This window comes from Paracoccus sp. SCSIO 75233, assembly GCF_027912675.1.
Lineage (GTDB): Bacteria > Pseudomonadota > Alphaproteobacteria > Rhodobacterales > Rhodobacteraceae > Paracoccus.
On sequence record NZ_CP115763.1, the window covers coordinates 1 to 21,290 of the forward strand.

The 21,290-nt window shown below is 60.5% G+C and carries 21 protein-coding genes and 1 pseudogene; 4 read left to right on the top strand and 18 right to left on the bottom strand.

Annotated elements, in window-relative coordinates; translation table 11 throughout:
• Positions 1-85 precede the first annotated feature (85 nt).
• On the top strand, positions 86-1,249 hold the full coding sequence (gene repC / locus PAF12_RS18315; protein WP_271109965.1) for a plasmid replication protein RepC: 1,164 nt from the start codon (positions 86-88) through the stop codon (positions 1,247-1,249).
• Between the two features lie 116 nt (positions 1,250-1,365).
• Here repC and PAF12_RS18320 read toward each other — a convergent pair whose 3' ends face one another.
• From PAF12_RS18320 to PAF12_RS18380, 13 genes are all read right to left on the bottom strand, one after another.
• Positions 1,366-1,587 carry a WGR domain-containing protein gene (locus PAF12_RS18320; protein ID WP_271109952.1) on the bottom strand — a complete coding sequence of 74 codons (222 nt, stop codon included), beginning with the start codon at positions 1,585-1,587 and terminating at the stop codon, positions 1,366-1,368.
• Between the two features lie 21 nt (positions 1,588-1,608).
• Positions 1,609-2,598: a hypothetical protein gene (locus tag PAF12_RS18325; RefSeq protein ID WP_271109953.1), complete on the bottom strand. Its 990-nt coding sequence runs from the start codon at positions 2,596-2,598 to the stop codon at positions 1,609-1,611.
• Positions 2,599-3,506: 908 nt separating this feature from the next.
• Positions 3,507-4,277, bottom strand: coding sequence for a hydroxypyruvate isomerase family protein (locus PAF12_RS18330; RefSeq protein ID WP_271109954.1), 771 nt, complete (start codon positions 4,275-4,277; stop codon positions 3,507-3,509).
• A 4-nt stretch (positions 4,278-4,281) separates the two neighbouring features.
• On the bottom strand, positions 4,282-4,929 hold the full coding sequence (gene otnC, locus PAF12_RS18335; RefSeq protein WP_271109955.1) for a 3-oxo-tetronate 4-phosphate decarboxylase: 648 nt from the start codon (positions 4,927-4,929) through the stop codon (positions 4,282-4,284).
• Complete coding sequence (gene otnK, locus PAF12_RS18340) at positions 4,926-6,173, bottom strand: 3-oxo-tetronate kinase (protein WP_271109956.1); 1,248 nt, start codon at positions 6,171-6,173, stop codon at positions 4,926-4,928. The genes otnC and otnK overlap by 4 nt, the downstream gene beginning before the upstream one ends.
• An 18-nt stretch (positions 6,174-6,191) precedes the next feature.
• On the bottom strand, positions 6,192-7,469 hold the full coding sequence (locus PAF12_RS18345; protein ID WP_271109957.1) for a TRAP transporter large permease: 1,278 nt from the start codon (positions 7,467-7,469) through the stop codon (positions 6,192-6,194).
• Complete coding sequence (locus tag PAF12_RS18350; protein WP_271109958.1) at positions 7,466-7,969, bottom strand: TRAP transporter small permease; 504 nt, start codon at positions 7,967-7,969, stop codon at positions 7,466-7,468. Before PAF12_RS18350 ends, PAF12_RS18345 begins: the two co-directional genes overlap by 4 nt.
• A gap of 66 nt (positions 7,970-8,035) precedes the next feature.
• The gene (locus PAF12_RS18355; protein ID WP_271109962.1) at positions 8,036-8,998 is read right to left on the bottom strand and encodes a TRAP transporter substrate-binding protein; all 963 of its coding nucleotides are present in this window, start codon (positions 8,996-8,998) and stop codon (positions 8,036-8,038) included.
• A gap of 32 nt (positions 8,999-9,030) precedes the next feature.
• Positions 9,031-10,023, bottom strand: coding sequence for a D-erythronate dehydrogenase (gene denD, locus PAF12_RS18360; RefSeq protein WP_271109959.1), 993 nt, complete (start codon positions 10,021-10,023; stop codon positions 9,031-9,033).
• Between the two features lie 135 nt (positions 10,024-10,158).
• Positions 10,159-10,890 (bottom strand): FadR/GntR family transcriptional regulator, encoded by a 732-nt coding sequence (locus PAF12_RS18365; protein WP_271109960.1) that lies wholly within the window; start codon positions 10,888-10,890, stop codon positions 10,159-10,161.
• Positions 10,891-11,368: 478 nt separating this feature from the next.
• Positions 11,369-12,262 carry a ribokinase gene (locus PAF12_RS18370; RefSeq protein WP_271109961.1) on the bottom strand — a complete coding sequence of 298 codons (894 nt, stop codon included), beginning with the start codon at positions 12,260-12,262 and terminating at the stop codon, positions 11,369-11,371.
• A gap of 88 nt (positions 12,263-12,350) precedes the next feature.
• Positions 12,351-13,343, bottom strand: coding sequence for an ABC transporter permease (locus PAF12_RS18375; RefSeq protein ID WP_271109963.1), 993 nt, complete (start codon positions 13,341-13,343; stop codon positions 12,351-12,353).
• Positions 13,344-13,353: 10 nt separating this feature from the next.
• Positions 13,354-14,442, bottom strand: coding sequence for a sugar ABC transporter ATP-binding protein (locus tag PAF12_RS18380; RefSeq protein WP_368045183.1), 1,089 nt, complete (start codon positions 14,440-14,442; stop codon positions 13,354-13,356).
• Here PAF12_RS18380 and PAF12_RS18385 point away from each other — a divergent pair.
• Positions 14,432-14,770 (top strand): annotated as a pseudogene (locus PAF12_RS18385) (ABC transporter permease subunit); the annotation flags it as partial. The gene PAF12_RS18380 and the pseudogene PAF12_RS18385 sit on opposite strands and share 11 nt — an antisense overlap.
• Before the next feature lie 56 nt (positions 14,771-14,826).
• Here PAF12_RS18385 and PAF12_RS18390 read toward each other — a convergent pair.
• The 5 genes from PAF12_RS18390 to PAF12_RS18410 form a co-directional block, all read right to left on the bottom strand.
• Entirely contained in the window at positions 14,827-15,669 is an 843-nt protein-coding gene (locus tag PAF12_RS18390; protein WP_271109941.1) for a cupin domain-containing protein, read from the bottom strand.
• 569 nt (positions 15,670-16,238) lie between these two features.
• On the bottom strand, positions 16,239-16,985 hold the full coding sequence (locus PAF12_RS18395) for a cyclase family protein (RefSeq protein ID WP_271109942.1): 747 nt from the start codon (positions 16,983-16,985) through the stop codon (positions 16,239-16,241).
• Between the two features lie 11 nt (positions 16,986-16,996).
• Complete coding sequence (locus PAF12_RS18400; protein ID WP_271109943.1) at positions 16,997-18,832, bottom strand: adenine deaminase; 1,836 nt, start codon at positions 18,830-18,832, stop codon at positions 16,997-16,999.
• Positions 18,833-18,847: 15 nt separating this feature from the next.
• Complete coding sequence (locus PAF12_RS18405) at positions 18,848-19,996, bottom strand: M20 family metallopeptidase (protein WP_271109944.1); 1,149 nt, start codon at positions 19,994-19,996, stop codon at positions 18,848-18,850.
• Complete coding sequence (locus PAF12_RS18410) at positions 19,989-20,441, bottom strand: RidA family protein (RefSeq protein WP_271109945.1); 453 nt, start codon at positions 20,439-20,441, stop codon at positions 19,989-19,991. The genes PAF12_RS18405 and PAF12_RS18410 overlap by 8 nt, the downstream gene beginning before the upstream one ends.
• Positions 20,442-20,501: 60 nt before the next feature.
• Here PAF12_RS18410 and PAF12_RS18415 point away from each other — a divergent pair, with 60 nt between their 5' ends.
• Both PAF12_RS18415 and tnpB read left to right on the top strand, forming a co-directional pair.
• Positions 20,502-20,888: a transposase gene (locus PAF12_RS18415; RefSeq protein WP_037211607.1), complete on the top strand. Its 387-nt coding sequence runs from the start codon at positions 20,502-20,504 to the stop codon at positions 20,886-20,888.
• Positions 20,889-20,890: 2 nt separating this feature from the next.
• On the top strand, positions 20,891-21,238 hold the full coding sequence (tnpB, locus tag PAF12_RS18420) for an IS66 family insertion sequence element accessory protein TnpB (RefSeq protein ID WP_081940321.1): 348 nt from the start codon (positions 20,891-20,893) through the stop codon (positions 21,236-21,238).
• Positions 21,239-21,290: the final 52 nt, after the last annotated feature.

Here is a 21,290-nt window from a genome sequence, read left to right on the forward strand (position 1 = left end):
GCACCTCGAAGATAGCGGCAAGAGTTGACAGCTGTCAACAACGTCCTCGCGGGCGAACAGCGGTTTTCACCCTGTGGTCATTAAAATGCGACATATCTCGATGACGCCATTCGGGCGGCAGCCGGTGACGGCTGGCCTGCTCGCAACCCAAGCCCTGTCCGAGGTCCCTGCCCCGGATGATGCGCCCGACAAATGGGCGCTGCTGCGCGATTTGACCGTCGCGCGGCTGAATTACGGCGTGACGGATCGCGATCTTGCGGTTCTGTCGGCGCTGCTGTCCTTTCATCCGGCCAAGGAGCTGGAGGATGACGACCGGCTGACGGTGTTTCCATCGAACCGCGCCCTGTCGGAGCGCGCGCATGGCATGGCCGAAAGCACGCTGCGCCGCCATATCGCAGCACTCGTCCGGGCCGGGCTGATCATCCGGCGCGACAGCCCGAACGGCAAGCGCTACGCAACCCGCGACATGACCGGCAGCTATGACCGGATTTTCGGCTTCGATCTGCGCCCGCTGCTGGTGCGCAGTCCCGAGATTGCGGGTATGGCACTCGCGGCCCGGCAGGAGGCATTGCGCCTGCGGCGGCTGCGCGAGGAGGTGGTGATCCGGCTGCGCGATGCGGGCAAGCTGCTGGAATGGGCGCTGGAGCAATCCATTGCGGTCCCTGCGGCGCTGCACGATGCCATCGCAGACCAGCGCCGCCGTCTTCGTCGCAAGCTGGACATGACCGCGCTGGAGGCGCTTGCAGGCGATGCCGAGGATATTCTGGCGGATATTTCAGCGATTGCAGGCAACGAAACAAGGAATATGGACGGCAGTGACGACGATAATGAGCGGCACTATCAGAATTCAAACCCAGATATACCTTGTTATGAACCTTGCTCAGAAGAGCAAAAGGCGGCGGGTGGCGAGGCCGAGCTTGCCATTCCGCTGGGGCTGATCCTGAAAGCTGCGCCGGATATCAAACCCTATGCGCAGCATCCGATCCGAAACTGGCGCGATCTGGTCAGCGTGGCCGGTTTCGTCCGACCGATGCTGGGGATTTCAACCGATGCCTGGGAGGAAGCCTGCCGCAATATGGGCGAGGTCACGGCCGCGATTACGCTCGCCTGCATCCTGCAACGATCCGGCGAGATCATGCGGCCCGGCGGCTATCTCCGCGCGCTGAGTCGAAAAGCGGCGGAGGCGGGGTTCTCGCCGGGACCAATGGTGATGGCGTTGCTGAGGGCAGAGAATGGCCGCGCGGTCTGAGGAAAAGTTGACAGCTGTCAACTCTGGTTGGAAGGGGCCGGTCGGGATGAAAGTTGACAGCTGTCAACTGCAAGCCCGCGCACGAAAATGGTTTGCTCCATCACGCCGGATGTATTCTATCTTATGATTTCATACCCACGCCGCCGTTTCGCATTCAGCGTTAGTTCCGCGAACCCAGTTGCCTCGGCTTCGGTTTCGTACCAGCGGGTCAGGCTTTGTCCACGCGTGCCGATGCGGCCCCATTCCCGTGTCAGGTGAACGCCGCCGAAGAGATCGGCGGAAAGCTCCAGCCGGTAGAAGCGGCGCATATTCTGCACCGGGTCAATGCGGGTCAGCACGGTCGGGGGGGACGAGGTCGGTCATGGTGCGCTCCACAGCCGGAAACGGCGGGCGCCGGTCACTTCCCGGATCAGGCCCATGGCGAGTAGCCGGGCGAGGATACGCTCGGCGGTGATGCGGGACACGCCGATTTCCTGTTCGACCATTTCGGTGGTCATCAGCGGATGGGCGCGCAGCACCGCGATCACGCGGGCCGGGGTGGGGCCTTTCATCCGTGCCACGCTGGCCGTGGCGCGCGCCGCCCAATCATCCAGCCGCTGCGCCTCTGCCCGTGCATGGGTGGCCCCGGTCCGAACGGCGCTCAGCCATGCGCCCAGCCGTTCGGTTGCGGGGCCGCCCATACGCCAGATGCGCCGCCCGTCATGGCCGAGCGGGATGAAGGGCAGATGATCCAGCCCGCTCGCCGCGCTGCGGGCCGCGAAACACGCGGCTTCGGCCAGATCTTCGGGCGGCGACAGACCGGCCAGCCGCCAGCCGGGCAGGGCCATGGCAGCGCGGGTCAGCGGGTGCAGGCCGGAAGCGTCGATCAGCGTCAGAAACTCCTGCGCTGCGGCGTCGAAACCGTCACCTGCGGCGCGGCCGGTCTCTGACGGGGTGTCGACCCGGTGCAGGCCCAGAAAGCCGCGCAGATCGGTCGGTTCCGCCTGACCTTCCAGCCGCCGCAAAGCCCAGCGGGCCTTGGCGAGCACCAGCGGATCGGAGCTGGCGCGACCGGCCATGACATCGCGCCCGATTTCTTCGCGGGGCAGGGGGGTGCCTTCAGCCCAGAGCATCGCCTCCACCTCCAGCATGGCGAGCCGCCGGATCATGCCCGGGTCTTGCCCGACCACGGCATCGAGGCCCCCGAGCGCCTGTGCCGCATCGGCCAGTTCGACCGCAAGCCCGGATTGGGCCGCACACCAGTCAGCCGGATCGAGGCCCGGGCAGGCGTCGGCACGGGGCAGGGGCAGGGCCTCCGCATGATCGTCCCGCGCCGGTCCGGGCAGAAACCAGAGGTCGTTTTCGTTCATGGGCGCAGGATAGCAGATGCGAACGAAAAGTGAATCGAGAGAAGTGGCTTGTCCAAAGTGGTCGTCGTTAGTGCGTTTTTCGCCAAAATGGGATTTTACCAAGAATACCGTCCCAATTTTGACAAAGCCCCGTTTTCCTCGCGTTACAGGTGTATGAAATTCCGAAATTCCAGTTATGAAACGTGAATCCAATTTAGACTTGAGGATCTTTACGCGTTTCTGTCACCCTACTCTATAATGCCCGATAATCTATTATATACCGATGCTGCCCGCATCACTGTCCAATTGAGACCAGATAGCCTTGCCGTCGATGTTGACGAAGGACAGTACGATATCTTGTCGATCATTAATTAAGTTACTAATATCATGAGAAATTATTGCTATGGTATTGCAGCTTGGTATCGCTGTTCGCGTGCTGGTAAGCTCTTCAGCTTTTGTTGTTGATTTGAGTGCCAACAGTACAGAGGCGACTGTCATGCTCAATGTGAGGTGTTGCATAAATTGTCTCTCCAGTAATGCTTCAGGCCAATTTGCTAACTCAGATTGGTTCGCATAGTTCTTAGCCCAATGGTTTTTTACATCTATCCAGAGAACTCCCCTTTGCTTCCGGGTCTTGTTTCGACAAACAAGTCCGGAACCAATCAGTTTTGATTACTAAACGTGTCTGCTGTAGATAGTACAATAAATATTGTTTCGAAGATTATAGAAGTGTTGCAAGTGCAAGTTCATCGGCAAAAAAGCTTCGGAACGCCAGAGCACCTCGGGCTGCTTACTCCGCATCAGGAGCGCACGGGCGCGTCGCGCAAACGACCGTTTTTGCCAGCATGGCACACCATATGCCGACCGGGGAGGTTGAACCATCAAAACGCCCGGAACAGGAATGCAGCGGTCAATTTCGACGCCGTCCGCTACGCGGCAGCACGGAACGGTACCAGCCACGATAGGGTGGACCCGGTTTTTCCGGTCGGTCTGTATTCCGCACCTATTGCGAGGCCGGTCGCGGCGAGCGTCGGAGCGAGGGCGAGGTAGTCCAGCATTCCGTGATCGGGTGGGCCACGGTCGGGGACCGCTGCAATCTGGATATGGCCTGTGATCCCGGCGAAGGCGCGGATGTCGGCGGCCACGTCGCGACCCATACGGCCCATGTGGTAGCAATCGAGCATCATGGAAAGGTTCGGGGCGCCGAGCGCGGCAATGATCTTGGCCGCATGCTCCGGGGTAGACAGGTGGTAGCCGGGGACGTCATGGATGTTGATCGGCTCGATCAGGATGCCGATGCCGTGGGGCGCGGCGGTCTCGCAGGCGTAGCCGAGCGCGTCGCAAAAGGCGTCGTCCGAGGTCGCGCCGGTGTCCGAGCGGCCGGCCATGACGTGAACATTGCGGGTGCCGGTCGCGACGGCATAGGCGACGGCGCGGTCGATCTCTTCCCGGGCGCGGGCCTTGCAGCCCGGCAGGGCCGACAGGCCGAACTCGCCCGCATCGCGGTCGCCGGGCCAGGTGTTGAGTGCGAGAGACGGCAAGCTGGTCTCGTCAAGGACCGCGCGCAGAGCAGCAGCGGACGTCGTCTCGTATGGGAAGTGGAATTCGACCGCGTCGAAGCCCGCGCGCGTGGCGGCGCGCACAGCGTCGGGCAGGGCGAGGTCGGTGAAGAGGAAGCCCAGATTGGCGGAGATGATCATCGGCTCAGTCCCAGTCCACGTTGAAAGTCTCGATCACGTCGCGCTGCTGGGCCTCGGTCAGCATCCGGGGCGAGGCGCCGCGCAGGAGGATGGCGAGCTTCGCGGTCTCCTCCAGCTCTTCCGTGGCGTAGACCGCAGCTTCGAGGTCCTTGCCTGCGACGACGGGGCCGTGATTGGCCAGCATCACCGCGGTGCGCCGTCCCGCGAGCCCACGCACCGCATCGCCCATGGCCGGATCGCCAGGCCGGTAGTAGGGCAGCAGACGCACCTTTCCGAGCTTCATGATCCCGTAGGCCGTCAGTGGCGGCAGCATGTTGTCGGGGTCGATCTCGGGCAGCATCGACAGCGCGACGGAATGCGTCGAGTGGAGGTGCACGACGGCTCCGGTTCGCCTCCGTGTTTCGTAGAAGGCAGCGTGGAGCGGCATCTCTTTCGTCGGCTTGTCGCCGTCGATCAGCGTTCCGCCCTCGTCGAAGCGGCTGAGGCGGGCGGGGTCAAGGCGCCCGAAGCTCGATCCGGTCGGCGTGACCAGCAGCCCACCATCGGGCGTGCGGGCAGAGATGTTCCCCGAGGATCCCGTGGTCAGGCCGCGGTCGAACATCGATTTGGCGAAGAGGCAGATATCCTCGCGCAGGCGCGTCTCCTCACTCATCGCTCACCCCTCAACATCGCGTCGGCCTTGGCGAAGAAGTCCGCGCCGCCAAAATTGCCGGATTTCAGCGCCAGCGTCAGGTCGGGGCGGGCGCGCAGCATGGGCACACCGGGGTCGATCTGCGGGCCGACGGTCAGCCGGTCGGCACCCAGACCCTCGACCACTGCGCCCGAGGTTTCGCCGCCCGCCGTGACGAGGCGGGTGAAGCCGCGCGCGGCAAGGTCGCGGGCGAGATCCGCGAACATGCCGTCGAAGGCGGCAGCGAGGCGGTCGCGGTCGTGTTTCCGCTGCGCTGCGCTGACGTCTTCGGGGTCGTCGGAGGAATAGATCAGCGGCAGACCGTCCTGCGCCACTGCCCAGTCGGCAAGAGCGCCGACCGCGAAGTCCTCCGCGATGACTTCGTCCGGCGTGACCTGCCGGGCGGGTCCCTGATGATTGGCGATCTGGCCCCGCGTCGCGCGTGAGCACGAGCCCGAGAGTACCGCGCCACGCCCGTCATGCTGGGGTGTCCAGTCGCCTGCCGTGCCAGACAGCAGGCCCGCGGCCCGAAAATTCTCCGGCAGGCCGAGCGCGATGCCTGAACCGCCGGTGATGAGCCTGTGCTCCGCCGCGGCCCGCCCGAGTAGAATGAGGTCGTCGTCGGCCACGGTATCCGCCACGATCAGGCGGCGGCCAGCGCTCGCCTCGGCGTCAAGCCGCTCGGCGATGGCGTCCTTGCCCGCGCGCAGCGTCGGGAGTGGCAGGTGGCCGACCTCTGACGCGCTTTGCAGCGCCAGCCATCGGCGCAGGTCGGGGTCGGTCATAGGCGTCAGCGGGTGGTCCTGCATCCCGCTTTCGCTGAGCAGCACGTCGCCGACGAAGAGGTGGCCCATGTAGATCGTACGCCCGGTTTCGGGGAAGGCGGGGCAGACCAGCGCGCGGTCGACCCCGAGTGCGTCGGCGAGCGCGTCGGCGACCGGTCCGATATTGCCCTGGGGCGTGGAATCGAAGGTCGAGCAATACTTGAACAGGAACTGCCGGCAGCCTTGCGCGCGCAGCCAGTCGAGTGCTGCGAGCGAGGCCGTGACCGCCTGATCGACCGGGACCGACCGGGTCTTGAGCGCGATTACGCCCGCCTCGATCTCCTCTGCCGCAGGACTGGTCGGGATACCGGAATAAAGCGTCGTCGCCATCCCCTGTTTGACCAGGGTGTTGGCCAGATCGCCCGAGCCTGTGAAATCGTCTCCGATGGCACCTAAGAGCATGTCGGTCCTCCTGCGGGATCAGTTCATGAACCAGTTTACCGGACCGAGACTGATCACGGGGACATAGGTAATCAAGAGCAGACAGCAGATGACCGTCGCCACGAACCAGATAAGTTGCGGGATGATCTTCTCGATCGGGATGTTGGCGACTGCGCAGGCGGCGAACAGGTTCACGCCCAACGGCGGAGTGATCATGCCGAGCGCGAGGTTCACCACGACGATCAGGCCGAAATGTACCGGATCGACGCCGAACTGGATGGCGATGGGTGTCAGGATCGGGGCGAGCACGAGGATCGCCGCCGAGGTCTCGATGAACATGCCGATGAACAGCAACAGCACGTTGACTGCGAAAAGGAAGCCGATCTTGCTGTCGAAGACCGTGCCGAACCACGCAGCGATGTCGTTCGGAAGCCCTGACCGCGCGATCAGGAAGGAAAATAGCGCCGCCGCCGAGATGATCAGCATGATCGCGGTGGTCGACACGATGGTCTCGCGGAGGATGCGCGGCAGCTCCCGCAAGGGCAGCTCTCGATAGATGCCGATGCCCACGATCAGCGCCACGGCGACGGCGGCAGCCGAAGCCTCGGTCGGGGTGAAGATGCCGGCATAGATACCGCCGATGATCACGACTGGCACGGCGAGCGCCGGGAGCGCCGAGACGAGCGCGGTGCGGAAAGGCGGGCAGTCTGCGCCGTCGTTCAGCCCCAGCCCCCGAAGGCGGCAGATCACCAGAACCAGCGCCATAAGCGCGCTCGCGACCAGAATCCCGGGACCGATCCCCGCGATGAAAAGCTGGCCGACCGATGTCTCGGTCGACACGCCGTAAAGGATGAGCGGGATCGAGGGCGGAATGAGCACCCCAAGCTCGGCAGAACTTGCCTGGATCGAGGCTGCGAGCGGTTTTGGATAGCCTTGGTTGACCATCGCAGGGATCAGGATCGCCCCGATGGCAAAGGTGGTCGCCACGCTCGACCCGGAGACAGAGGCGAACATCATGCAGGTCAGCACGCAGGAACAGGCAAGCCCGCCCTGAACACGGCCGACGAGGGATCTCGCCAGATCGACCAGCCGCCGCGATATGCCCCCGCCGGACATCAGGTTTCCAGCGAGGATGAAGAGCGGGATCGCCATGAGCGGAAAGCTGTCGAGCCCGGTGAACATGCGCTGAGCGATCAGCAGAAGCGGCAACCGTCCCTGCACCTCGATGCCCACGATTGAGGCCAGACCAATCGACACGGCTATGGGTACGCCCATCAGAAAGAAGATAACCAGAGAGACGGCGATGGCGGAATTCAAGGCGAGGCCTCCGGGATGGGAGCGTGAGGGTCCTGACCGAGCCCGCGGACGATGCTGGCCGGGATCGCTATAAGCGCGAAGAGAGTGCCGACCGGCAGCGCGGCATAGGCCCATGCGATTGAGACTTCCAGCCCGGCCATTGTCTGGCCCAGCACGCGTTCAGTCATCGTCCAGCCCTGCCAGAACACCACCGTGAAGAACAGGAAAGACAAGAGCCCGGAGAGGATTATCAACGCCTGACCGGCCCGGCGCGGCAGCGAGGTCTGCACTACCTCGATCGAGATCATCGCGCCGTGGTGAAAGGCGGGCGCGATCCCCATGAAGACCGCCCAGATCATCGCCGAGCGCGCAGCGACCTCCGACCAGGTGGAGGGAGATCCGAAAATAAAGCGCGTGACGACCTGAAAGATGGACAAACCGGACGCCGCGATCAGAAAAACGATGGCCGCGCCGAGCGCGATCCGGGTCGTGTACCGCTCAAGGATCAGGAACTGGGACATCGGGCCTCCGGCCTCATGGCGCGGGTAGCGACAGCCATGCCGCTGCCCGCAGCCGTTATCTGTCGATCATTCGACGGCCTGAATGCGCTCGACCATCTCGGAGCCGTATTCCGAAGTGTAGATGTCATAGGCATTCTGGGCGAGTTCGGCGAAAGGTGCCTTGTCGATATCCTCGACCACCTCCATGCCGTTCTCGCGCATGAGCGCAATGCCTTCCTCCTCAAGACGCGACACCTCGGCGCGCGTGGCAGCTGCAGAGGCGGCGGCGGCTTCGCTGAACCAGCCCTTTTCCTCGTCCGACAGGCTGTCCCACAGGATCGGCGAGGCCAAGATTACCGCCGGAGAATAAACATGTCCCGTCAGGCTGGCATGGTTCTGGACTTCCCAGAAATTCGACGCCGAGATCACGGTCACGGGGTTTTCCTGTCCATCGACGACGCCTTGCTGCAGCGCGGTGAACAACTCGGGAAAGGCCATGGGTGTGGGCTCTGCGCCCATCTGGGCGAAGGCCTCCATGTGGACGCGGTTTTCCATGGTGCGCAGCTTGAGCCCCTCGAGGTCCGCCGGCGTGCGCACCGGGCGTTTGGAGTTGGTGACATGGCGGAAGCCGTTTTCCGACCAGGCCAGGCCCACCAGGTCGTTCTCGCCGATCTTGGCCAGAAGCTCCTGCCCGATTTCCCCATCCAGCACGGCGCGTGCATGATCGTAGTCGCGGAACAGGAACGGCAGGTCGAGCGCGTAGGTCTCGGGCACGAAATTGCCCAGCGGCCCGGTCGAGGAGATCACCAGATCGAGCGAGCCGATCTGCAGGCCCTCGATCATGTCGCGCTCGCCGCCCAATGCCCCTGCCGCGGCTTGTTCGCCGGTCCATGCGCCGCCCGACAGCTCTTCGAGCGTGTCGAAGAAGGCTTCGGCCCCTACGCCGTAATGCGACGTTGCGCTCTGGGTGTGTCCGATGGTCACGCTTTGCTCTGCGAGGGCTGCGCTGGCGAACAGCGCCGCAGCGGCGGTTGTGGCGAAGATGGTCATCTTGGTCATGTGTAATTCTCCCTTGAAATCGCTTAATCTTTTGTCATGCGGAGCTCGTGCTCGCGCAGGAGTTCCTCGAAATTTTGGTTCGACGCGAATCCGAGGCGGCGCGCGCGAGGCGTGTCGATATGGCCGGGCCATGTCTCGACGATGGCCTCGATGCCGGGGTCGCGCGCGTCGCGGATCAGGCGCACGGCGTCGGGCCCGGCAACACGGCGAAGCGCGTCGATCATCTCTGCGACGGACACTGTGAGGCCAGGCAGCGTGATCGTCGTGTCACCGTCCAACGCATCCTGGCCGAGTGCTATGACATGGCGCAGCGCCGCGATGGCATTGTCGGGCGATGCAAGGTGCAGCCTGAGGTCGCGGCGCACCGGAAGCGTCGCCGGCTCGCCCGCCATCGGTTCGCGGACGAGACCGCTGGCGAAACTTGAGGCCGCGCGATTGGGCCGCCCCGGCCGGACCGAGATTGTCGGAAACCGGATCGTGCGGCCACGCAGGAGTCCACGCCGCGCGGCATCCCGGATCAGCATCTCGCCCATGACCTTCTGCGTCCCGTAAGAGGACAGCGGCGTGGGCGGGGTGGTCTCGTCGATATCGGCATTACCCGCGCAGCCGAAGACCGCCACCGATGAAGTGAAGATGAAGACAGGCGGCTCGGCCATCCGGCTCAGAGCCGACACGAAGTTGATGAGCGCGCGCAGGTTGACCTGAAGGCCAAGTTCGAAATCGGCCTCGGCGGCGCTGCTGACCACGGCGGCAAGGTGAACGATGACACCGGGCGCTTCGCCGGCAATGCGATCCAGCACGTCGCGATCCGAGAGATCGCCCGGCAGTGCCTCGACCAGGGCGTGGCGCGATGCAAGCTCGCGGAGCGGGGCGTCGGAGATGTCGCAGGCGAGGATGCGGGTCACGCGGCGCGGCGATCCGTCGACCGTGATCTCGGGCCGGGCCGCCAGATCGTCGATCAGCATGCGACCGATGAACCCTCCGGCCCCCGTCACGAGCAGCGTCGTCTCATCCATGCATCATCCTCCCGAATCAAACGCAGCGCCAACGCTACGCGCCAACTGGTCTGTTATCAAGGCCAGTTGGCACAAGTGGGATCGATGATCCGTTAGGTAATTGTTTTTACAATTAGAATTTAGGCCCCTGAAGCCTCAGGCGTCGATGGAGGCCAGCGTTGAGCGGTAGATTCGTTCGATATGTGTCTCGAAACAAGCCACGGCGGCGGCTGCGTCATGGACCTTGAGCGCGGCCAGAATCTCCGCGTGATCCTCGATGCTGGTCGCGATTGCATCGGTGCCGCCCATCACCCGGACGCGGTTGGGCATCATGTATCCGTAGAGTTCCTTGACGATGTCAGTGAGCACATCGTTGCCCGCGGCCTCGTAGATCGCGAAGTGAAATTCACGGTCGCAGATCAGGAACTCGACCGGCTTCGACAGGCTGCGCCGCTGCGCTGCGAGCGAGGCGTCGAGAAAGGCCAGTGCGTCCTGCGTTATCCGCGTGGCGGCACGGCTCACGACCTCCAACTCGACCACCAGGCGGGCATCGTTGATGTGATGGATGTCATTGGCATTGAGCCGGTTGCTGGAGACGACGGTGCCTTCGCTGTCGCGCAAAAAATCCGACACGACGCGGGTGCGCGCGCCCTGCGATACCGCGAGGACGCCCTGTTCCGCGAGGATGCGCAGTCCCCCGCGCACCGATTCACGACTGACCTGCCACGCCTGCGCCAGATCGCGTTCGCTCGGCAACTCGTCGCCTACCGACAGCACGCCTGACGCTATCAGCCCCGACAACTTGTCGGCCACCACCTCACGCACGCTGCGATGGACGAGCGTGTCCGCGTAGCCCGGAATGTCCTTGAAATCTTCTGTCTTGGCCACGGCTGTCCCCCTGGCGCGTATTTAGCGCAAGACGGGCTGACGAACCATCCCGATCCGTCGAAGCATTCTCTGTTCGTTCCTGTACGCTGGCCTTGTCAGGTTGTTTGTCCAGTCACGATGTTGCCCGATGGCCATCTTTCAAGCGACCATCCCGTTTGCCATTTCGCCCCAGGTTTCGGACGCGGAAGCCCGGCGGGTGCGATAGATTTCAGGGGTGGGGCGACGGCGTTCGGGGCCGGATGCAGTGATCTGATCCGGGCGGCGATTTCTGCGGCAAACCGGTCAACTCACGCCCGGATTGCCTCATAACTGACCGTTACACCCCGCTCTGCCATCAATCATATGGCACCTTATTTGGTCGGTGTCAGCGACGGGTCATCCCGCAGCCAGCGTTGTAGAGTCGCCCGGCTCATGCCGAGCCTCTGCGCCATCTATTTGCGGATCAGCCTGTCCTCGGCCAAGATATCCTTGAGCCGCTTTACCTGCTTAGGTTCTGAACGCTGATCTGATCGATCCAGGGTATGGCCGATTGCGCCCCGGAATAAAGACAGGCCTGCGCGGACGCCCTGATTGCGACATCCAGTGCCTGTTCTGGTGCCATATGCGCGTGGAGCCCCGCTGCCAGATAACCCACAAATGTATCGCCGGCGCCGACTGTATCGACGGGTGTGATTTTCGGTGGCCTGATGTGTCGGGGCGCATCGCCCCCGGCGAGGATTGCGCCATCCGCACCGAGTGTCAGCGCAAGCCTGCGACCCGTAGTCTGACACCATTCCTGCGCGGCCTCCGCCGTCGGGGTCTGACCGAAAATCGCCTGAAATTCGGTTTCATTCGCAATGACCATGTCGGCCAGACATGCCAGGCTGGCGCTTTCTGGCAAAACCGGTGCGACGTTCAAAACGCTGAAGGCCCCTGCCGCACGGGCCATTTCAATGGCTGTCCGGGTTGCTTCCTGTGGGACTTCCTGCTGGAGAATAACCGTGTTGCCAGCTTTCAGCCCGGATAAGGCATCCCTGACGACCCCTGCGCTCAGACAGCTATTCGCACCGGGCAGAACCGCAATCGAGTTTTCCGCTGCCGCATCAATCTGGATCAGCGCAACACCAGTCGGCATGTCGCATTTTTGAACGGAAGTCAGATCGACACCGGATTCGGCAAGCGAGGCCGTCGCGGCGATACCATCGTCATCCCGTCCGATGCATGCGACAAGGCGGACAGCGGCTCCCGCACGCCTTGCGGCAAGCGCCTGATTGGCCCCTTTGCCGCCGGGCGTTTTCCGCAGCTCTGAACCCAGAACCGTTTCACCGGGCCGCGGCAGTTTCTGAACATGCGCGACATAGTCGAGGTTCACGGAACCGACGACATATATCATAACTTCCTCCGGTCCAATGAATGCAAGACATGCCCGGAGCTTCGAAATATGCGGTGACTTTCTGGGGCACTGCCGGGTCGTTGCACGTTCATGTCAGAAGGCGTTCACGATACTTGTCCAGAATGACGGCCAGAATGATGACGATCCCGGTAATCATCTGGCGCACAAAATCGCTGAGACCAAGCAGGATCAGGCCATTGGCAAGCACACCGATGATAAACGCACCGAGCAGAGTGCCAAGCACTGAGCCGCGTCCACCGTTGAGGCTGGTGCCACCGATAATGACCGCAGCAATGGCATTAAGCTCGAACCCGTTTCCGATGATCGGGCTCGCGATATTAAGGCGCGACATGTAGATTATTGCTGCGATGCCGACGACGGCGCCAGCGATGGTGAAAGTGGCGACTTTATAAAGAAATACCGGATGGCCCGCCAGACGAACCGCTTCTTCGTTGTTGCCAATACCATAGATCAGCCGTCCGAACACGGTCCGGGTCAGCACAAACCATGCAATTGCCACAATCGCCAGTGCAACCAGAAACACGAGTGGCACACCAAAGACTGCCTGTGACCCGAACGCGTTGAAGGCCGGCGGGAACGAATAAATGGTGCGCGCGTCGGTCACCAGCAGAGCCGCACCACGGGCGATGTTCAACATCCCCAGCGTGACAATGAAGGAAGGCAGACCCCAATATGCGGAAATAAATCCGTTAAGCAGACCGCAGATGATGCCAACGCCGACTGCCGCAAGCGTCGCCAGGGTAACGGCGGCGAATACGGGCAGGCCGGGAAGATTTATGACCGTCCCCGCAACAACCGCACACAAGGCCAGAACAGAACCAACCGACAGGTCAATACCACCGATCAGAATGACGAAGGTGACACCGACCGCCAGTATCAGGTTGATGGTAACCTGCGTCAGGACATTCGTCAGATTGGCAAGCGTCAGGAAGTGATCCGAGGTCAGCGCGAAGAAGATCACAAGTGCGATAAGGGCAATGGCGATCCCCGAATCCCGGAAGACATTTTTCCAGACCAATACGGGTTGCTCGGATGTGCGGGAAGGCTTGGCTTGCGACATCGGGGTGCTCCTAGGTTCTCGGGCCGGTTTTATAGGCATATGTCAGGAGTTGTTCTTCGGAAAATTCATCCCGTGTCAGCTCGCCCGTGATTGCATGGTTTGCCATCACCACAATGCGGTCGCACAGGGCCATCAGTTCGTAAAGCTCGGACGAAACGATGATCAGGGACTTTCCGTCCCTGGCGAGTTGCCGGAGCAGTTCATAGATTTCGGACTTGGCCCCCACATCCACGCCGCGTGTGGGTTCGTCGAGTAGCAGGATGCTGGGATTCCGGGCCAGCCATTTGGCCAGAACGACCTTTTGCTGATTGCCGCCTGAAAGGGTGGAAACGGTATCCTGCAACCGACCGTATTTAAGACGCAGATCCTGCCCAAGCCGGGTGGCCAGTTCGTCTTCCCGGTGCCGGTCGATGATCCCGGCGCGGGAAACTGCTTTCAAATTGGCCAGACTGATATTGCTGGTGATCGGCATACTTAAAATGACGCCCTCATCGCGCCGGTCCTCGGTCACGAAGGCAAGGCCGTCTGCGATCGCCTGACGGGGTGCGGAATAGCGATGTTCGTGATCGTTAAGGGAGATGCTTCCAGAAACGGCAGTATCGGCACCGAAGATGGCCCGCATCACTTCCGTTCGCCCAGCCCCGACCAGCCCCGCAATACCAAGGATTTCGCCCGCATGCAGGTCAAAGGAAATCCCTTCGGGATGAGGAGAGGCGGCCGCGCGAAGGTTTTTCACAGACAATACGATTTCGGAATCGATGCGCGAACTGTGGTTTTCACCCATCTGATCGTTCAGACGGCGACCGACCATCCCCTGAATCAGATCTTCTTCATTTGTGTCGCTGATCGGTTTGGTAAACACGGTTGCGCCATTGCGCATGACCGTCACCCGATCGCAGTTATCCAGAATTTCATTAAGATGGTGCGATACCAGAACGACCGAAACACCTCTGGCCGAAAGCTGTGACACCAAATCAAAGAGCTTTTGCGATTCATGTGTCGTCAGGGTTGCCGTGGGTTCGTCCAGTATAAGAATGCGGCCCTGATTTTCGATGGCTCGCGCGATCTCGATAAGCTGGCGCTGAGCAAGTGAGATCATCCGCGCGAGTTTGCAATCGGTCCATCATGGTCAACACGAAGCAGCCGCTGCAATCGGCCTCAATCGCTTTGACGAAATGCGATATATCTTGTTGCCCCAAGCGCTTCGAGTCGGGATTCCTCCCTTACTCGGATTTTCCATTTTAATCTTTCAGGGGACATCACTGTGTTTCGCGATTGCCCTGCCGGAGCTTACCAGCAGAGCTTATGATATCGGCTCAACGACTTTTCGGTATTTCCCTGCGCTGCTTATGGCAGGCATACTTTACGCCGGAGTATCGATACCGACCTCGCTCCTTGTGGACCGTATCGCAATGAGGCGTGTGTGAACTTCAGCAGGTGCAGACTACGGTTGCCTCGCTACTCCGGAGTTGGTTGTTGTTTGTTAAAAGGTTGGTGGAGTATTTATCCACAGAATTGAAGCGGGGATGTCGCCCCTGTTCGCAAATCGATGCGGTCTGTGACTGGCAAAAGTCATGGAATCGCCCGGCTCAAGAATGAACTGCTCAGTTTCATCAAGTACAAGTTCGAGCGTTCCATCCAACATGAACAGGAACTCCTCTCCCTCGTGTTGATAGCTGTCACCGCTCGACGCGCCCGGCTCGACCATGAAAAGCAATGATTCCAGGACAGTTTCAACCCGAAACAACTGTTGGATTTCCACCCCGTTGAGATTCGCATCCAGAGGACGCCGCTCATGGGGGCGGACTACGAGTTGATGGTCGAGTGGTTCGCCACCAAGAACTTGTACTATGTTTGTGCCTAAAGCTGCGGCCAGTCGTTGCACGACGGCAATTGATGGATGGCTTATTGAACGTTCGATAGCGCTAAGATGTGATGCACTAAGATCTGTCGCTGCTCCCAGCTTTCGAAGGCTTATTTTCTTTGCGGTACGCAATCGCTGCAGTCGTGTTCCGAGGGACGCCTGGTCTACACCGGGTGAGGATTTGATTGAATTAGGATCGGCCTTCTGCAGGGCTAATTTGATACCAGCGGGATTCACTCCGGATCTGGCCAGATCCCGCACTATCTGCAGTCGCTTCATTTGCTCTAAAGAATAGACCCGGAAGCCGGAGGCTGTTCGCATTACCTCGATGAAGCCGTGCTTCTCCCATTGGCGGATCATGGTTGTTGTCACGCCTAACATCGCTGCGACCTGTCCGATGTAAAGGTCGGCGTCTTGGGGTTTCTCGCTTGGATTCGCTATAGGATCGACATTCTCAGGCATCAACAAGTCTCTTATTCCACGCGTGCCTTCTGGGCAAGCGCCTTGGCTGGCTCGAACGCAGCTTAACTTTCACCCTGTGCTCAATGATATTTTCGGCATGCCACCGGAAACAGCATAGATTATGTCACCGGTGGTGGTGTGGCTCGGCAGTAGCAAGTCGCTCGCGAGCGCGCTTTTGATTGCGCTGTAGCGAAGTGAGCGGCTTGCGGGGGGGGGGGGGCAGCGATGTTCTCCGGCGGGTCGAGTTGTTGAGTTCAACCCCTTACGGGGAACGCCGGTGACCGATGACATGATGACCCGCAAAGGCCCGTCGCATCAACCGCGAAACCGACCGGAGCCAATCAGGCGCGCGAAAATCTCTGAACCATCCGCCAGAACTCTCTGCTAACAGCCGTGAGTCAGTACAAAGTTCAGCGAATGCAGGTCAGAGCCTCCTCCAAGTGAGAATACGGGGTCCCAATTCCGCGGTGATTGAAAACTGGTTTCAGAAAGCACCGTGGCGGCCGCGCGATTTGGAATAGCGCGACCGCGTTCGAGCCCGGAGCGCGGTCAATCGCGCCAGACCAATCTCAATTCAGGATGGCGATCGCCCGAATAGGCGATCCGGTGCCTTCTCTGAAATGAATTGGCAGACCGAAGTACTCAAATCGTCTACCAACAAGTTTGTCGAGATTCGTCAGGTTTTCGGTATTGACGATCTGGTACTCGGCGCAAACTGCATGCCCGGTAAAGGTCATGTCGTCACTATGGTCGATCGCAAGCGAGTCGATACCGATGTTCACCACGCCTTTCTCAGCAAGCCAAACTGCCCCCGAGCGGTCGAGACCCGAGTAGACGTTTATGAACTCCTTCGTGCCGAACGTCCGATCACCGTGTCCACTATAGAGCAGAACGGTGTCACCGATCCGGATCTCCTGTCCGCTGGCTTCGAGCGCCGCTTCGAGGATTTCGGCGGTCATATAGTCTGGATGTCGAACATGGCTCACATCGAGACAGATTGCGGGACCGTAGTAGTATTCCAGCGGCATGTCATCGAGTGTCGCGCCACCCGGATCATATTCGAAGATCGCATCGGTATGCGTTCCGGTATGCTCGCTCATCAACCAGTTATGAGCTCGGAAGCCAAAGTCTGTGCCCCAACGGTTTTTGAAACCGTCGTGAGTCTGGTTGACCATTTTGAACGGAAGTTGGTGGCCTGGCCACAACGGCATACCTTCATGAATGTCGCGAGACAGGTCAATGACCGTTCGTGTCCCCCTGTCGAGGGCACGCTGACCTGCACGCGGAACTGCGGTCTTTGAGCTGATGTTTGCCATCTGTCCTTCTCCTATGCGTTTGCCATAGCTGGCTCGATGATAACTGGCAGGATTTCGAGGGTTTCGACGTTCACAAGACCACGGTCGGTCAGCTTCCATACAGGGCTGGTCGAAAGCGAGAGGAAGGCGAGGTGCATGAACGGCCCGTGCACCTGCACGCCAAGACGCGTCTGCGCGATCTTGGTCATCTCGGAAACCTTCGCGGTCATCTCGGCCGCGTTGAGTTCGTCGTTGATCAAGCCTGCGACTGGAAGCGGAAGCGTCCCGATCAGCTCACCATCGTCAACCATCACGATACCGCCTTGAATGCGGATGACTTCGTTGACTGCCTTGACCATGTCGTCGTGGTTGGTACCCATGACAATAATGTTGTGGGTGTTGTGCGACACCGTTTCGGCGATTGCGCCTCGCTTCATGCCGAAGCCGTGGATAAAGCCATTAGCGATACCGCCGTGGCGACCGTAACGCTCGACCACTGAACCGAGCAGGATGTCTTCTTCAACATTCGCCTGCGCGACACCGTCCTTGACGGAAACGGTCGCTTCGACTGCACGCGAAAGGTTCTGGTCTGGAATGAGACCAACCGCACGAACCTTCGCCGACGAGCCAGCAGTTTTGATCTCAAGGTCGTCTTTGGAAATCGGGCTGCGCTTGACGCTCGAACGCACCCAGTCCGGATAGCGATACGGCGGGATCTCGATCTTCAGCTTGTTGTCTTCAGCCACCAACTTGCCGCCGATATAGACTTGGTGAACCTTCATCTCGGCAAGTTCGCCCTTGACGATACACAGGTCGGCCAACTTGCCGGGAGCAAGAACACCGACATCCGGCAGATTTATCCAGGTCGCTGGGTTGATGGTCGCCATCTGGATGGCCAGCACGGGCTTGATGCCGGCGGCGATGGTGCGGCGCACAACGTCGTTCATGTGACCATGGTCTCGGAGATCGTCAGGCAACATGTCGTCCGTGCACAGGCAGAGGTGACGCGGGTCGAGGCCATCTTCCGTATAGACGCGGATGCATTCCTGCATGTTGCGCTGAGTCGAACCCTCGCGCATCAGGATACGCACGCCGTAACGGATCTTCTCGAGCGCTTCTTCCTTGGACGTCGTTTCATGGCACGAGATGTCGGTGCCGCTGGCGATGATATGCGCAGCCAGTTGGTCGTTGAAGAGAGCAGCCGCGTTACCGTCAACGACTTTGCCGGCAGCGCGAGTAAAGACGGTTGACTTGATCGCGTCGTCAAATACCTCCGGAGTGTTGTCGTAGGCGAAGCGAGGTGCGCCGACTGATTGCATTTCCCCGATGCCGTCTACGGTTGGCATCTCAAGCATGCGCGGAACATCTGCCGAGGTGATGTCTACCCCACAGGTCTCGACGAGAGGAACGTCAGGGACGCGGCACGGCACTCTCGTATGCACGCGGTTCGGGAGGAGGGCACATTCCTTCGCCATTTCCTCGACACCGTCCGGACCAAGAACGTTTGCGATTTCGTGCGGGTCGGAAACGAGCGAGGTGGTCCCGGTCGGCAGAGACAGTCGGGTAAACTCGGTGCAGTTCAGCATCGCGCTTTCGAAGTGCATGTGCGCGTCGATTAGACCTGGCATCACATGGGCACCATCTAGCTCTATGATCTCCGTCTTCGGGCCGACCAGCGAGGTGCAGTCGCCGAGACGAACAATGTACTCGCCCGACACGGCGAGCTCACTTTCATAGATTTCGCCGGAGATGACATTGACGATCTTGCCGCCGCGGAAAACCTTGTCGGCAAAAGCGTCCCTGCTCATAAGCACGTCGATCAGGTGGCGACGGTCCTTGGCCAGTTTTTGGGGTTCTACTTGGGTCATGGTGTCTTCCTCTCCTCAGTATTTGTTTTCTGCCCAGTCTCGGCCCAGCCGCTCGTAGAGCAGGCTCGCACTCCAGATTGCCGGGACCGAGCAGGATTCGTTCACTTGATGGGCGAGAGCCGGGTCGCCCGGCCCAAGGATCACGACTGGTGGAAAACCCAGAGCCGGACCCAGCACAGAAGCATCCGTGAAATACGGGACGCTCATCGGTCTTTGGTCTGAGGGGTGGATTTCGGATGCGATGTCTGAAACCTTGCGCAGCCATGCGCCTTCCGGATCGCTGGCTACCGCGTCCAGCGCAAGCAGCGTTTCGATCTCAATCCCGCTGCCTATGCAGCGCTCTACGAGAGTCTTCGCCGATTCTGCGCCTAGTCCTGGAACCAGTCGAACGTCGAGGAGGCATTCGCAGGTATCCGGCACGATGTTAACCGCCGAGCCCCCTGAAACCGTGCCGACGTTATAAGTTGGACAACCCAATAGGGGGTGGTTGTCTACTCCGAAGTCGAGACCACGCAAGGCCATAATGGCATCGGCCATGAGATCGACCGAGTTGCGGCCAAGATGTGGCATCGAGGCATGGGCCGCCTTACCGCTGGTTATGAGCTTGAGCCAAAGAACGCCCTTGTGCCCAACTGCAAGTCTGCCACTTGTGGGTTCAGCTATCACGATTGCGCCGATTGCACCGAGTCTCGGAGCCATTTGCGCAGCACCCTGGCATCCGGTTTCCTCCGAAGATGAAAGTGCCAGGACTATCTTCGCCTTCGAGCCACTTCGATGAAGCCTCTCGAAGGCGGTTACCATTGCAGCGACACCGCACTTCATGTCGGTTGTACCGCGACCGAACATCCGGCCGTCGATAATTTCTCCGCCGAGCGGATCGCCCGTCCATGGCTCCTTGCCGAGAGGAACGGTATCCAGATGTCCCGAAAGGCAGAGTGCCGGACCAGAAGATCCCGCGTTCAGGCGAGCGATCATGCTCGTCCGCCCTGGCGCGAACTCGAACGCCTCCACCGCAATGCCTGCCTTATGCAACCTGTCCGCGAGGAGTGCCACCACATGGACCTCGCTTCCGGGCGGATTGGTGGTGTCGAGCCGCACCAGATCCTGTGCCAACTTGATCGTATCCACTGACTCCGAAGGGAGGTGGTGGACATGACTATTCATCGATGACCGCCACAACGTCAGCTTCGATCAGAAAACCTTCATACATAAGTCCAGCGACACGCACGGCAGTCGCACCCGGGCCTGGGGTAGGAAGATACTCAAGACGCACCTTGGTCATCTTCTCCCAGAACACCTGCGCTTCCTGCCCGGTACCATTGAACACATAGTATGTGTTCAGCTTGACTACGTCGTTCCAGGTAGCGCCCGCAGCCTCAAGAAGCTTGGTGATGTTCTCAAAGACGTTGCGGGTCTGGACTTCAATGTCACCAACCCCGATCACATTGCCTTTCTCGTCCGCGGAAAGCTGGCCCCCGAGGTAGATCGTGCGACCGACTTTGACCGCCTGCGAGAACGGTGTCGGGATATGCCAGTCCCAGTGCCCTTCTGGGTTGATATGCTGTTTGTTGGACGACACTGCGCCGTAAGCGGTGCGCCGCTCCCACACTTACGGCGTGACGCCTGATCTGCGATTCAGAGGCTTCTTTGATTTGTGGGGAGTTTCTGGATGGTAGCTACAAGCGAGTTTCTGGCAAGGGAGCCGCGTCGGGCGGACGGCAAGCGGACTTGGCCGCCGGAGTTGAAGGCTCGGATCGTGGCGGAGACTCTGATTGAAGGCGAGACGGTCAATGCGGTTGCTAAACGGTATGAGTTGATCCCCAGCACGGTGTCTGACTGGCGACGAATGGCGCGGCAGGGCAAACTGGTTCTGCCAAATTTGGAAGGTATGGATTTTGTGCCTGTTGAGATCGAGGCGTCTGCGCCTTTGGCCCAGCCTCTGGCCGTCACTTCCTCAAACACGATTGATGTGATCAAAGGCGATGTCACCGTTCGTCTTGATGCGGCAACGCCAGCCGCGCGACTCGCCGAGATCGCGCGGGCTTTGGCCACGTGATCATGCCATCCCACAAGGTTCGGATTTTTGTAGCCAGTGACCCGGTGGACTTCCGCAAGGGCCATGATGGGCTGGCCGCTTTGGTGCAGAGCCACCTGCGCCAGAAGCCGTTTGATGGGTCGGTCTATGTGTTCCGGGCCAAGCGCGCGGATCGGCTGAAGCTGATCTACTGGGACGGTAGCGGGTTGGTGATGGCCTACAAACGGCTCGAAGATAACAGCTTCACATGGCCCGCGGTCAAGAACGGGGTGATGCGCCTGGAACCGGCCCAGTTTGAGGCGCTGTTTGCGGGGTTGGATTGGCGGCGCGTGCGCCCTTTGGAGGTGGTAGCGCCCTCTGCGGCGGAGTGACTCACGGGGTTGTTTGCGCGGGTCATTCTGCCCTTGTTTTGTTATGGGATGG

Bases quoted from the DNA above. Each gene is read 5' to 3' on its own strand.
- otnC (WP_271109955.1), bottom strand. From the start codon at position 4,929: ATGAGTGAGGAGACGCGCCTGCGCGAGGATATCTGCCTCTTCGCCAAA.
- PAF12_RS18370 (WP_271109961.1), bottom strand. From the start codon at position 12,262: ATGATATATGTCGTCGGTTCCGTGAACCTCGACTATGTCGCGCATGTT.
- PAF12_RS18400 (WP_271109943.1), bottom strand. From the start codon at position 18,832: ATGACCCAAGTAGAACCCCAAAAACTGGCCAAGGACCGTCGCCACCTG.
- PAF12_RS18355 (WP_271109962.1), bottom strand. From the start codon at position 8,998: ATGACCATCTTCGCCACAACCGCCGCTGCGGCGCTGTTCGCCAGCGCA.
- denD (WP_271109959.1), bottom strand. From the start codon at position 10,023: ATGGATGAGACGACGCTGCTCGTGACGGGGGCCGGAGGGTTCATCGGT.
- PAF12_RS18330 (WP_271109954.1), bottom strand. From the start codon at position 4,277: ATGATCATCTCCGCCAATCTGGGCTTCCTCTTCACCGACCTCGCCCTG.
- PAF12_RS18415 (WP_037211607.1), top strand. From the start codon at position 20,502: ATGGTAGCTACAAGCGAGTTTCTGGCAAGGGAGCCGCGTCGGGCGGAC.
- PAF12_RS18390 (WP_271109941.1), bottom strand. From the start codon at position 15,669: ATGCCTGAGAATGTCGATCCTATAGCGAATCCAAGCGAGAAACCCCAA.
- tnpB (WP_081940321.1), top strand. From the start codon at position 20,891: ATGCCATCCCACAAGGTTCGGATTTTTGTAGCCAGTGACCCGGTGGAC.
- repC (WP_271109965.1), top strand. From the start codon at position 86: ATGCGACATATCTCGATGACGCCATTCGGGCGGCAGCCGGTGACGGCT.
- PAF12_RS18395 (WP_271109942.1), bottom strand. From the start codon at position 16,985: ATGGCAAACATCAGCTCAAAGACCGCAGTTCCGCGTGCAGGTCAGCGT.
- otnK (WP_271109956.1), bottom strand. From the start codon at position 6,173: ATGCTCTTAGGTGCCATCGGAGACGATTTCACAGGCTCGGGCGATCTG.
- PAF12_RS18350 (WP_271109958.1), bottom strand. From the start codon at position 7,969: ATGTCCCAGTTCCTGATCCTTGAGCGGTACACGACCCGGATCGCGCTC.
- PAF12_RS18375 (WP_271109963.1), bottom strand. From the start codon at position 13,343: ATGTCGCAAGCCAAGCCTTCCCGCACATCCGAGCAACCCGTATTGGTC.
- PAF12_RS18405 (WP_271109944.1), bottom strand. From the start codon at position 19,996: ATGAATAGTCATGTCCACCACCTCCCTTCGGAGTCAGTGGATACGATC.
- PAF12_RS18325 (WP_271109953.1), bottom strand. From the start codon at position 2,598: ATGAACGAAAACGACCTCTGGTTTCTGCCCGGACCGGCGCGGGACGAT.
- PAF12_RS18380 (WP_368045183.1), bottom strand. From the start codon at position 14,442: ATGATCTCACTTGCTCAGCGCCAGCTTATCGAGATCGCGCGAGCCATC.